Annotated in this window: 11 protein-coding genes; 2 read left to right on the top strand and 9 right to left on the bottom strand. The window is 45.8% G+C overall.

Going from position 1 to position 13,019, the window contains the following annotated elements; translation table 11 throughout:
- Position 1 precedes the first annotated feature (1 nt).
- The 5 genes from ABIX36_RS11480 to ABIX36_RS11460 form a co-directional block, all read right to left on the bottom strand.
- Positions 2-370: a YraN family protein gene (locus tag ABIX36_RS11480; protein ID WP_348082303.1), complete on the bottom strand. Its 369-nt coding sequence runs from the start codon at positions 368-370 to the stop codon at positions 2-4.
- Positions 370-621, bottom strand: a complete 252-nt coding sequence (locus tag ABIX36_RS11475; protein ID WP_348082302.1) for a hypothetical protein — start codon at positions 619-621, stop codon at positions 370-372. Before ABIX36_RS11475 ends, ABIX36_RS11480 begins: the two co-directional genes overlap by 1 nt.
- Positions 622-623: 2 nt before the next feature.
- Positions 624-2,555 carry a DNA primase gene (gene dnaG, locus ABIX36_RS11470; RefSeq protein ID WP_348082301.1) on the bottom strand — a complete coding sequence of 644 codons (1,932 nt, stop codon included), beginning with the start codon at positions 2,553-2,555 and terminating at the stop codon, positions 624-626.
- 596 nt (positions 2,556-3,151) lie between these two features.
- The gene (gene tnpA, locus ABIX36_RS11465; protein ID WP_348082300.1) at positions 3,152-3,613 is read right to left on the bottom strand and encodes an IS200/IS605 family transposase; all 462 of its coding nucleotides are present in this window, start codon (positions 3,611-3,613) and stop codon (positions 3,152-3,154) included.
- A 58-nt stretch (positions 3,614-3,671) separates the two neighbouring features.
- A complete protein-coding gene (locus ABIX36_RS11460) occupies positions 3,672-4,529 on the bottom strand; it encodes a DMT family transporter (RefSeq protein WP_348082299.1) in 858 nt (285 codons plus the stop codon).
- A 187-nt stretch (positions 4,530-4,716) separates the two neighbouring features.
- Between ABIX36_RS11460 and ABIX36_RS11455 the strand changes: the two genes are divergently transcribed.
- Both ABIX36_RS11455 and asnS read left to right on the top strand, forming a co-directional pair.
- Positions 4,717-5,199 (top strand): DUF6252 family protein, encoded by a 483-nt coding sequence (locus ABIX36_RS11455; RefSeq protein WP_348082298.1) that lies wholly within the window; start codon positions 4,717-4,719, stop codon positions 5,197-5,199.
- An 86-nt stretch (positions 5,200-5,285) separates the two neighbouring features.
- Positions 5,286-6,722 carry an asparagine--tRNA ligase gene (asnS, locus tag ABIX36_RS11450; RefSeq protein ID WP_348082297.1) on the top strand — a complete coding sequence of 479 codons (1,437 nt, stop codon included), beginning with the start codon at positions 5,286-5,288 and terminating at the stop codon, positions 6,720-6,722.
- 404 nt (positions 6,723-7,126) lie between these two features.
- Here asnS and ABIX36_RS11445 read toward each other — a convergent pair whose 3' ends face one another.
- The 4 genes from ABIX36_RS11445 to secA all read right to left on the bottom strand — a co-directional run.
- On the bottom strand, positions 7,127-8,083 hold the full coding sequence (locus ABIX36_RS11445) for a hypothetical protein (RefSeq protein ID WP_348082296.1): 957 nt from the start codon (positions 8,081-8,083) through the stop codon (positions 7,127-7,129).
- Between the two features lie 62 nt (positions 8,084-8,145).
- A complete protein-coding gene (locus ABIX36_RS11440) occupies positions 8,146-9,330 on the bottom strand; it encodes a M20 family metallopeptidase (RefSeq protein ID WP_348082295.1) in 1,185 nt (394 codons plus the stop codon).
- Entirely contained in the window at positions 9,323-9,799 is a 477-nt protein-coding gene (locus ABIX36_RS11435; protein WP_348082294.1) for an SPOR domain-containing protein, read from the bottom strand. Before ABIX36_RS11435 ends, ABIX36_RS11440 begins: the two co-directional genes overlap by 8 nt.
- A 160-nt stretch (positions 9,800-9,959) precedes the next feature.
- Positions 9,960-13,019: preprotein translocase subunit SecA (gene secA / locus ABIX36_RS11430; protein WP_348082293.1), on the bottom strand; the 3,060-nt coding region annotated here is incomplete at its 5' end.

The raw sequence follows: 13,019 nt of genomic DNA, 5'->3' as shown, positions 1-13,019 counted from the left end.
TTTAGGTGGCAGAAGGCCAAAAGGCATCTTCAATATGTTTTAAAGTATAATTGTTAGTACGGTTGAACAGGATAGATATTATATCAAAACGAACTTCGCCCTGGTGGTTCATCAAATATATGTACTCATCGGCAGCCTCAGCCATTAAATGCTGCTTGCGGGCGTCTACAAAATCCTCGGGTTCACCAAATCCGTTGCCTGTTCGGGTTTTAACCTCGGCGAATATAATAGTTTTGTCTTTATAGGCGATGAGATCAATCTCGGCTTTGCCGAAAACCCAGTTCTCGTCCATTATCTCGTAGCCGGTAGCTTCGAGGTGGGCTTTGGCCATTGCTTCGCCCTGGCGGCCGAGGTCGTTGTGGGTTGCCATTAATGAAATATAAAAAGTAACAGTAAGCCGACTGCTATAAACATTATCGAAAGGCTACCATATAACAATCCCCAGCCTATTTGTTTAAGATGCATATTTTTAATACCCGGATAAACCTCAACAACAAGTCCTCCTATTAAAACAAATGAAAAAATCGCTAATATTACTCCTTCGTTACCTAAAAAGTTTGACAAAAATCCAAACAGAAACATATGAAACGCCAAGGTTAATATCAAATAGAGATACTTCATTACTATTTCAATATTACCGATCCTAAGTAATCCGATATGCTTTTCTCCACCTTTTTCATGTGCATATACTGGTTCAGCAGAATGTCCTGGTCGGCATCAGAAGTGGCCTTTTGAAGTTCGTTGCGCAGGTTTTCCAATATCTTGCCAACTTTGTGCATTTTGAGGTGAAAGATAGCCCCGAGGATAGTAGCCTTCATATTGGCCTGTTCATCGGGTACCAGTATCTTGTGCATTTCGTACCAGTTCTCGCTCAGCGTGTATTTGGTGGCCAGCAGGGTTACCACCAGGTCAACAATTGCCTTATCGGGGTGATGGATAAAATGCTGCTCATCAGGTAAGGAGCCGTTCTCCATTTCTTTCTGATAGATCTCTGCAAATTGCCTGCACGAGGGTTCTTCGAACTCCACATCATTTAGTTCTACTATCATAAAGGGGCCTATGTAAGTATTGGCGATGCCATCCCAATCGATCATTTTATTACCATACAGCAACAGCAGGCGTACAATTTCCTTCTCCTGCGTATCAATCTCTTTTTTCTTCTCTTCTACCGGCTCGTCAAAAAAATGCGGCTCATCCGGCATTTCCTGTGGCTGTTGGCGGTTGGCGTTTTGCTGATAATCCTTTTTGGCCTTAGCCATCCGCATTTTATTCAATTCGGTGAGCAGCGCGCGCTCATCAATTTGCATGATGTGGCTACACTCCTTAATAAATACGGATGCCTTAATAGAGTCGGGGATCTTGGCGATGCTTTCCACCACTTCGCGAATCACGTCGGCCTTTTTTATAGGGTCGCCACCCGCATCTTTAAGCAGCAGGGTGGTTTTGTACAGGATAAAGTCCTTCTTATTTTCTTCAATATGCTTTTTAAAGGCATTGGTGCCCAGTTTGCGCACGTAAGAGTCCGGGTCGTGCCCATCGGGGAAGGAAACCACCTTTACGTTGAGCCCCTGCTCCAATATCATATCCAGTCCACGTAGTGATGCTTTTATCCCCGCCGCATCACCATCGTATAAAATAGTAATGTTTTTAGTGAACCTGTTGATGAGCTTGATCTGCTCCACGGTAAGCGATGTGCCTGATGAGGCAACTACGTTTTCAATCCCCGCCTGCGAAACAGACAGCACATCGGCATAACCTTCTACCAGGTAGCAGTTATCTTCCTCACGAATTGATTTTTTGGCGAAGTAAAGTCCGTAAAGGATGTTTGATTTATGGTAGATCTCCGACTCGGGGGAGTTGACGTACTTGGGTACAGCCTTATCAGTCTTCAGCGTGCGCCCCCCAAAAGCTATCACCCTGCCGGTAAAGCTATGGATAGGGAACATTACGCGCCCGCGATACCTGTCGTACAGGGTGCCGTTGTCCCGCTTTACAGACAGGCCACTTTCTACCAAAAATTCTTCCTGGTAACCGTTGCGGATAGCACTGGCAGAGAAAGCTTCCCACTGATCTGGCGAGTAACCCAACTCAAATTTCTTAATGGTATCGTTAGTGAAACCGCGCTCTTTAAAATAGCTGAGGCCGATGCTTTGGCCCTCGTCGGTATCCAGTAAACTTTCGTGGAAAAATTTGGCGGCATAACCGGATACGATCATGAGGCTTTCACGGCGATTGTCTTCGGCTTTATCTTCCGCCGACATTTCAGTCTCCTCAACCTCGATACCGTACTTTTTTGCAAGCCATTTCAGCGCTTCGGGGTAAGTGAACTTCTCCAATTCCATTAAAAAGGTAATGGCGCTGCCGCCTTTACCGGTAGAGAAGTCCTTAAAAATACCCTTGGCAGGCGATACCGTGAAAGATGGCGTACGCTCATTAGCGAAGGGCGAAAGCCCCACATAATTGGCGCCGCGCTTTTTTAATTGTACAAATTCGCCAATCACCTCCACAATATCTGTGGCTTCCATTATACGGTCGATGGTGGGCTTGGTGATCATATACGAAAAAGCGTGAGCCTGCAAAAGTAAGGGTTATGGGCCTTAGTTCTTCTTTAAATATATGAAAATTATCATTCAACAATTAGTCGTTGGTTTAAAACTGCGGCGATGGCATACTGGCTACCCATAAAATGTTCCGATGGAACATAGCAAATACGAATTCCTTTTCATACCCATAAAATGTTCCGATGGAACATAGCAAATACGAACTCCTTTTCATACCCATAAAATGTTCCGATGGAACATAGCAAATACGAACTCCTTTTCCTACCCATAAAATGTTCCGATGGAACATAGCAAATACGAACTCCTTTTCCTACCCATAAAATGTTCCGATGGAACATAGCAAATACGAACTCCTTTTCATACCCATAAAATGTTCCGATGGAACATAGCAAATACGAATTCCTTTTCATACCCATAAAATGTTCCGATGGAACATAGCAAATACGAATTCCTTTTCATACCCATAAAATGTTCCTATCGGAACATCGGGAAGCACCTTTTTGTCCTGCGTTCCAGAGGAACGCCTTATGGGTAGAAAAAAGATTAGAAATATACATGTTCCATCGGAACATCTTATGGTCATCACCATGCTATTCCAATTCCTTAAAGATATATTGCTCGTCCCATTCAATCTCAAATTTGGTTAGGAACTCGCGATATTCTTCTAAAAACGTTTGTTTGTTATGATGCTTTTCCTGGTTTTGAATGTACCTGATCACATCCGGCACCTGGCTCTTTGCATAAGAAAATGCACCGTACCCCTCCTGCCAGGCAAAAGGTACCGAACAAACATTTTGGGCCTTAACCCACTTACTGCTTTCTGTTTTAACATTTTGAATCAATGCTGAAATAGATTGATGTGGACGCATCCCAATGAAAATATGGATATGATCGGGCATCGTGTTTATCTGGAGCATCTTGTGATTGTTCTCCTGGAAAATACCCGTGATGAATTTCATCAATTCGTCTTTCCATTCCGCGCCAATAAGAGCAGTCCGGTATTTCACGGCGAAAACAAATTGGATATGGACTTGGGTGTAGGTGTTCGGCATAATTAATTGCTTGCTGCAATTTAATTATTTTTATCATATCAGGGATGAGCGCGAATTATTAGGCCACAGCCACCTTCGGCTTCAAAAACGTTACCGCAATACCTGCCAGCACAATTACGCTACCAATAATTTCAGTCACCGATAAATGCTCATCCAGTAAAAACGCCGCCAATATGCCTGCAAAAACAGTTTGGCTGAGCAGGGCGATGGCTACCCTGGTAGATTCCATATACCGTAACGAATAATTGATGGTAAGCCAGCCGGCAAGCTGGCAAATCAATCCCATGCCGATAAAACAAAGCCACACCCTCACCGGGAAATCGATCAAATTACCGCCGATAAATGTGTTGATCACCAGCAGAAAAACACCGGCGCCCAGCATGCTGTAAAACATAAAGGTAAATACATCTATACCTGCCATTATGTTTTTGGTGATGAGGATATAGCTGGCGTATAAAAAACTCGCCAGCAAAGCCAGCAGGATGCCGGCGTTAAATTCGAGGTGTAAAATATGCTCGTAACCTACCAGCACCACCATGCCGATGATGGCAATGAAGGTGCCTATCCAAAACAACTTACCCGATTTTGCCTTAAACAGCAGATAACCGATGAGCCCTACCCAAACCGGGGCAAGGTTAGCAATGAGGGTAGATACCGTAGCGCTGATCTTTAAAAGCGATACATTCCAAACCGCTACATCCGATGCGAACACGATACCTGCGGCTATGGAGATGAGGAGCTGCTTCCGCTCTACCTTCAGCTTGTTTTTGATGATGCAGTAAGGCAGCAAACAGGCCCAGGCAATAGCCACCCGGTAAAAAGCAGCGCCAAGTGGCGAAACGCCCGCCAGTTTTACAAATATGGGCGAAAACGAAATGCATAAGATACCGATAACGAGACTTACCCTTGGATTCATGCGGTAAAACTACGCATTGCCACGTTAGACTGTACACTGTTGAGGGATTAATTGACTAATGACAAACGCCGGGAATATTTACCTGGCTGGGTAGTTAATTTTAATTTAACGTAATCATAATACATTAAGAATTATTTTACTGTAGCGTTACCTGTTAATCGACCGTAATTAAAATAAAACATCACCCATGAAAAAATTTACCCTTCTTGCCTTAATTGCTTTGTCGTTATTTACCGCTGCATGCTCAAAACGGAACTGTTGCGTACCGCCTGTTATAGCGCCCTATATTGGTGCCGACAAAAATGCCGTAAAATGGACCGGCGAGGCCACCGCCGAAAAACAAGGTACGGACACCTTATTGATCGTTGGCTCGAAAACCGAAGAACGACTTATCATGCGTTTAAAGTTCACGGGCAAGGGCACCTACACATTTCAAAACAACCAGGCTTTTTATTTTACAACTATTGGCGGCGATGTTTTTACAAGCGAATATATTGTTGACAATACCGCTGCAAGCACACTGACCGTTACCGACTACGACGAAACAAGCAGATTGGTTAGTGGCACCTACAGCCTTGCGCTTAAAAGAGATTATCCTAATCCGGCAAGCGCGTACCCCGAAACGGTAAAATTTGCCAATGGTATGTTTCATGTTTACCTGCCAAAATAAGTCTGGGGTCCGCGTTTAAATTCTGCAATTTCGGGTTCATCCAATGGATGATTAATTGTATTTTTGCCGCTCAAAATATTTTTTATATGGGCCAGCGAATTAAGATCAAAGCACTGCTGCAAAGCGGGGAAACCGGTACAGAGGTAACAGTAAAAGGATGGGTACGGGCTTTCCGTTCCAATCGTTTTATTGCTTTAAATGATGGCTCTACCAATAGCAACCTGCAAATTGTGGTCGATTTTGAAAACACCGACCCTGCCCTGCTTAAACGCATCACCTTTGGCGCGGCTGTGGCTATTACCGGTACTTTAGCACCTTCATTGGGCCAGGGCCAGTCGGTGGAAGTTATCGCCAGTGAGATTGAAATATTAGGCGATTGCAACCCGGATGAGTTCCCATTGCAACCCAAAAAACAAACCCTGGAGTTTTTGCGCGAGAACGCCCACCTGCGTTTCCGTACCAATACTTTTGGTGCTATATTCCGTGTGAGGAACACGCTATCATTTGCGGTGCATCAGTTTTTCCAGGAGAAAGGCTTTGTGTACCTGCATACACCGGTGATCACCCAATCGGATGCTGAAGGTGCAGGCGAGGCTTTCCACGTAACCAACTTCGACTTGGCTAATGTACCCCGTACCGATACCGGCGAGGTAGATTACAAGCAGGATTTCTTCGGAAAATCTACCAACCTTACCGTTTCCGGGCAGCTGGAAGGTGAGCTGGGCGCTATGGCATTGAGTGATATCTACACTTTCGGACCAACGTTCCGTGCGGAGAACTCTAACACCACCCGCCACTTAGCGGAGTTTTGGATGATTGAGCCGGAGATGGCTTTTTATGATATCCACGATAATGCCAACCTGGCCGAGGAACTGCTGAAATATGTGATCAGTTACGCTTTAGATAAAAACAAGGAGGACCTCGAGTTTTTAACGCAGCGCCTGTTGGAAGAAGAGAAGCAAAAACCACAGAACGAACGCTCGGAACTGTCGCTTTTAGATAAGTTGCAGTTTTGCCTGAACAACGATTTTGAGCGCTTAACTTACACCGAAGCGATACAGATACTAAGAGATTCTACCCCAAACAAGAAAAAGAAATTCGTTTATCCGGTAGAAGGCTGGGGTACCGATCTGCAATCGGAGCACGAGCGCTACCTGGTAGAAAAACACTTTAAAAAACCGGTGATCCTGACGGATTACCCTAAAGAGATAAAATCCTTCTACATGCGCCAGAACGACGACGGTAAAACCGTTGCCGCTATGGACATCCTGTTCCCCGGCATCGGCGAGATCATCGGTGGCTCGCAGCGCGAGGAGCGCTTAGATAAGCTGGAAACCCGTATGGACGAACTGGGCATCCCTAAAGATGAGCTTTGGTGGTACCTGGATACCCGCCGCTTCGGTTCTTGTCCGCACGCCGGCTTTGGTTTGGGTTTTGAGCGTTTGGTACTGTTTGTTACCGGCATGGGCAATATAAGAGATGTGATCCCTTTCCCAAGGTTCCCGAAGAATGCGGAATTTTAGACCGCTGATTTAAATGATTTTTTTGATTTCACTGATTTGATGTCTATGGGATACAAAAACGTATGCTTTTCTTGCAGAAAATCTTTTTCAAGGAGATTTGACTCCGATATTTTGTCCGAAAGTTGTAAAGAATGTGGTCATATCCTAATTCCATATACACATCGGTTTAAACCTCCAAAAAAGGATAATTTGAACGCTTGGAAATTAGTAAGGTATCTTTTCGACCATGGTTTTGTTTATCAGCATATTTATGCCGATAAAGATCAAAGCCTGATATTAGACAGAAATCGGGATTACATTATCTATCCTGATAACTTAACAGCAGCAAAGGAATTTGTTATAAAATATGGCGACCAAGCTATCAAAAACTCTGTCCTTCCTTCAGGCGATTAGTGGGCTCGCCTCTACTCTTTCTTATAATCCTTATGCACAATCAAAAAACTCGCACGTTCTTCTTTGTGGAAGGGGATATCCCAGTTACCCTGGTAGGTAATTTTGGTAGGGAGCAACTCGCCGTCGAATTTGTTTAGTTCGATGTTCATCTGCACATCAAAATCGAAGAACATGTTGCTGTATTTCATGTCGATGTAGCGGCCCAAGATCTGAAAGGTGCGCTCATCAAAAATGGTGGTCATCTCCTGTATCATCACATCATCTACGCTGCTGCTTGGCTTGCGGATCACTTTAAAGCGGTACACAGGGATGGTATCGAGGTATTTACCCCTTGCAAATTCATAGCGGTAAAACTGCCGCAGGTCGGGGCCAAATATTTCTGTTTTACTGCTGATGAACGGGATGCCGCTCACCTTTCGGCCGGGTGTGAATATCAATGTTTTCAGCTTGGCCTTGTAACCTTCATTTTTGGTTTTGGCTTCTCCGGTTGCCGGTGGGCCTGCTACAAAATCAGAGTTGTAGGCATTCATAAAAATGTAATCGAACATCTCTACGGTATACAGCTGGTACTTGCCGTTCTTCTTTAACACGTTGCCGCTATCCGCTTTAGCAAGGTATTGGAGTTTATGATCGCCGGCTACATTGCTGTGTAGGATCTTCCGGTAGATCTTCCCCTCTATCTTGTTCTTTTTATTATAGGTGAAAACGCGGTTCTCGGCGATAAAGGCATAGGCTTTCATATTACGGAAAGCGAGGTAAAAACTGGTGTCCTGCATTACCGCATCAATAAAATCCTGCGCCCGCAACCGGTGCGACCGGATATTCACCGGCGAGTCGATAACAATAGTACGCAGCGTATCGGGATTAAAGCGATTGATCTGCTGGGCTTTCGAGCAGAAAGCGGAAAGGAGAAAGCAGAAAGCGAGGAGGAGTTTCTTGTAGTTCATAGACGATAGTTCATGGTTCATAGACGAAAATTATACAGTAACGTTACTGCTGCTGCCATGATCTATGAACCATGAACTATTAACTAATTTCCCAATTGCTTCACAGCCAGATAAGCCATCAGCCCGGTGCTTATTTTAAAGGCATCTTCCTCCACATCAAAGGTTGGGGTGTGTACCGATGATGTAATGCCGCGGGCCTCGTTACGGGTGCCTAAACGGTAAAAACAGCTGTCTGCCGCTTGCGAATAATAGGCAAAATCTTCTGCAGCCATCCAGATATCCAGGTCGAGCACGTTCTCTTTGCCTAAATAATCTTCGGCATGGCCGCGGGTTGCGGCGGTAAGCACCTCCTCGTTGATAAGGAAAGGATAACCACGCATAATATTGAACTCGCAGCTGCCGCCCATGCTTTCTGCAATGCCTTCGGCCATTTTTTTGATCTTGATATGTGCTTCGCTGCGCCATTTTTCATCCATGGTACGGAAGGTGCCTTCCAGGTAAACCTCGTTGGGTATAACATTGGTAGCGCCATTAGCGATCACCTTACCAAAGGAAAGTACCGATGGGCTTTTAGGGTCTGCAGAACGGCTTACAATGGTTTGTAGCGCCGTTAATATGTGCGCGGTAATAATTACCGGGTCCACATTCTGCTGCGGTTGTGCACCGTGGCCGCCTTTGCCCCTTACGGTAACGTAAAGCTCATCGGTAGAGGCCATGTACTTACCCGCGCGGAAACCTACCTTACCGGCATCTATCAGCGGCATTACGTGCTGGCCCAGTACGGCCTGAGGTTTGGGATTTTCTAAAACGCCCTCTTTTATCATGAGGCTGGCACCGCCCGGCAGTTTTTCTTCGGCCGGCTGAAAGATCAGCTTTATTGTGCCGCCGAACTCGCTTTTTAACTGCGTTAATATTTTTGCCGTACCCAATAAGGATGAGGTATGCGCATCGTGACCGCAGGCGTGCATTACGCCGGGGTTTTGCGATTTGTAGGGTACATCGTTCGCTTCCAGTATCGGCAGGGCATCCATATCGGCACGCAGGGCTACCACCTTATCAGATGGCTTGTCGCCTTTTATCAGGGCAACTAAACCGGTATCGGCCATTTTATGGTACTCCAATCCCAGTTCTTCCAGTTTGTTAGCAACAAAAACAGAAGTTTGTACTTCATGAAAGGAAAGCTCGGGATGCGAGTGCAGGTGGCGGCGATTGGCTACCACATCGTTAAAAATAGCTGCTGAGAGTTGCTGGATCTTTTCCTTAATCATTATTGATGACTGTTTTAGGGGGATTAATTCTTTCTGATACGATAAACATGGCCGAGAAGGTGGATTGCAATTGCGCTTTCATCTTCTCTGCTTCCAGCCGCGACCGGAAGTCGCCCGCCTTTACTTTAAAGTTGGGTTCGTGGTAGCTGATATAGGTACGCATTTCGGGGAACTCACCGTTGAACCTTGCCTGCGCTGCATAGGCCGCATTTCGGTTTGAGCCGCTGTAGATCTGCAGCCGGTAGCCATAGTTAGATGTGTACACTCTGCTTCCTGTAACAGAGCCTCCTCCGCCCCTGTTAAGCAGGGCGCGTTTGGCTAAAAGGGTATCAAACATGGGGTCGCGTACTACTACTACCTTGCCTTTGGTTTGTGCGGAAGCTGCTGCCGATAAAAATATCAGCACAAAAAAAGAGCAAAATTTGATGAGGCTTAACTTAGCTTTATGATCAAATATTGCTCTTTTCATATGATGTTTTAATAGTATCCTTCAACCGTCATTGCGAGGCAGGAAGCAATCTCCCGATAGGCATAGCGTTTATGCACAGTTTGGAGATCGCTTCGTCCCTCGCAATGACGCGTGGTTTTTTTCTTAAGCCCTCCCTTTCAGTGGAGGTTTGGGTGGGGCTTTAATTCTGCCCTACGCCGTGGCAGTTTTTAAACTTTTTGCCGCTTCCGCATGGGCAAGGATCGTTCCTGCCTATTTTTTGGTCCACCTTTACCGGGGTAGCTTTTTGTATCTCGCGGGTATCTTCCATTGGCATACCATTGGCTTCGCCAACAAGTTCCGGCTTAGAAGTACGCATTTTCTTCAGATCGAGCTTTGGCTCAGGTTTTGCTTCGCGAACCTGCTCCGGCTCCTGCTGTACCGCAATACCACCACGGAACAGGAAGCTCACCAGCTCTTTGTTCACGTTTGATAACATCTGGCGGAACAGGTTAAACGCTTCGAACTTATAAACCAACAGCGGGTCTTTTTGTTCGTAAACGGCGTTTTGTACCGATTGTTTCAGCTCGTCCATTTCGCGCAGATGCTCTTTCCAGGCATCATCTATCAGGTAAAGGGTAACGTTCTTCTCGAACGATTTAAACACCTCGGCACCTTTATTCTCAACCGCTTTTTTCAACGGAACAGCAACCTGTAAGCCATGCACACCGTCAGTAAACGGAACAACAATGTTCTCTACATACTGGCCACGGGTATCAAACACATCTTTTAATACCGGGTAGGCTTGCTGCGCTACCTGCTCAGATTTGCGTTTGTAAAACTCTATTACCTCGTTAAAGGTTTTATCAACCAATGCATTCAGCGATGTGCTTGTAAATTGCTCTTTGTCGGTATCCGGGTCAACCGAGAACAGGCGAATAATTTCCAGCTGGAAACCATCAAAGTTGTTGGCCTCTTTGTATTCGGTAACCACATCTTCAATTACATCAAAAATGGTATTATTCAAATCAACCTCAAGGCGCTCGCCAAATAAAGCGTTCTTACGTTTCGCGTAGATAACCGTACGCTGTGAGTTCATCACATCATCATACTCCAGTAAACGCTTACGGATACCAAAGTTGTTTTCTTCTACTTTCTTCTGCGCGCGTTCGATAGATTTAGAGATCATCGAGTGCTGGATCACTTCACCCTCTTCGATACCCATACGTACCATCAGGTTAGAGATCCGCTCCGAACCGAATAAACGCATCAGGTTATCCTCTAACGATACGAAGAACTGGGACGAACCCGGGTCACCCTGACGTCCGGCACGTCCGCGCAACTGCCTGTCAACGCGGCGGCTTTCATGGCGCTCGGTACCTACAATGGCTAAACCGCCTGAGGCCTGTACACCCGCACCTAATTTTATATCCGTACCACGACCAGCCATGTTGGTAGCGATGGTTACGGTACCGGCCTGACCCGCTTCGGCCACAATATCGGCTTCTTTCTGGTGCATTTTGGCGTTCAGTACGTTATGTTTGATGCCGCGCAGTTTTAGCATACGGCTCAATAATTCTGAAATTTCTACCGATGTGGTACCCACCAGTACCGGGCGACCGGCCTGTGTTAGTTTTACAATTTCATCGGCAACAGCGTTGTATTTTTCGCGGATGGTACGGTAAACCAGGTCCTGCATATCTGCACGACTGGCTGGTGTATTGGTTGGGATCTCTATTACATCCAGCTTATAAATTTCCCAAAACTCACCAGCCTCGGTAACGGCAGTACCCGTCATACCGCAAAGCTTGTGATACATCCTGAAATAATTTTGCAGGGTAATGGTAGCAAACGTTTGGGTAGCATCTTCTACCTTCACGTTTTCTTTTGCCTCAATCGCCTGGTGTAAACCATCGCTGTAGCGGCGGCCATCCAAAACACGGCCGGTTTGCTCATCCACAATTTTCACCTTGCCTTCGTCCAGGATGTATTCGGTATCCTTTTCAAACAGGGTATAAGCTTTAAGCAATTGGTTAACGGAGTGGATACGTTCCGATTTGATAGAAAAATCGCGCATCAGCTCATCCTTCTTAGCTATTTTTTCTTCTGCAGGCAGGTCAGATTTTTCGATATGAGCTATCTCAGTACCAACATCAGGCATAACAAAGAAACTTGCGTCCTCGCCCGAAGCGGTTATCAGTTCGATACCTTTTTCAGATAATTCAACCGAGTTGTTTTTCTCGTCAATGATGAAGAACAGTTCAGAATCTACCTTCGGCATATCCTTACCCTGGTCCTGCATGTAATGGTTCTCTGTTTTCAGCAATACTGATTTGTTACCGCCTTCGCTCAGGAATTTTATTAGCGCTTTGCTTTTCGGCAAGGCACGGTGCGCCCGAAATAAAGCTAAACCACCTTCATCAACGCCGGTCTTGCCATCATTTATCGCTTTCTTAGCTTCGTTCAATACAGTGTTAACGTAAGCTTTTTGCGCGTTAACCAAACGCTCTATACGTGGTTTCAACTCGTAAAACTCGTGCTCATCACCACGCGGGATAGGGCCGGAGATGATCAGCGGTGTACGCGCATCATCAATTAATACCGAATCCACCTCATCTACCATTGCGTAGTGTAGCTTGCGCTGAACCAGTTCTTCGGGACTACGTGTCATATTGTCACGCAGGTAGTCAAAACCAAACTCGTTATTTGTGCCAAATGTAATATCGGCAAGGTAAGCCTTGCGGCGTTCTTCCGAATTTGGCTCGTGTTTATCAATACAATCTACGGATAGGCCGTGGAACTCGTACAACGGCCCCATCCACTCGCTATCCCGGCGTGCCAGGTAATCATTCACGGTTACAATGTGTACACCCTGGCCTGCAAGCGCGTTAAGGTAAGCAGGCAGCGTGGCTACCAGCGTTTTACCTTCACCTGTTGCCATTTCCGAGATCTTACCCTGGTGTAGCACTATACCGCCAATCAGCTGCACATCGTAGTGTACCATGTTCCAGGTAACCGGGTTGCCGGCGGCAAGCCAGGTGCTGCTGTGAGTAGCTTTATCGCCCTTGATCACCACATTGTTCTTTTTGGCCGCCAGTTCGCGGTCGAAAGCGGTTGCGGTAACTTCTATGCTTGGGTTCTCGGCTAAGCGTTTCGCGGTTTCTTTAACTACGGCGAAGGCGGTAGGGAGAATATTGATCAGGATATCTTCCAGTTCTTTATTACGATCTTTTTCCAGCTTATCCAGCTGAGTATAAAGCTC

It is taken from the genome of Mucilaginibacter sp. (genome assembly GCF_039925265.1).
Classification (GTDB): Bacteria; Bacteroidota; Bacteroidia; order Sphingobacteriales; family Sphingobacteriaceae; genus Mucilaginibacter.
Note: the sequence above shows the minus strand (reverse complement) of the source record. Positions and strands in the feature narration are given on the sequence as shown.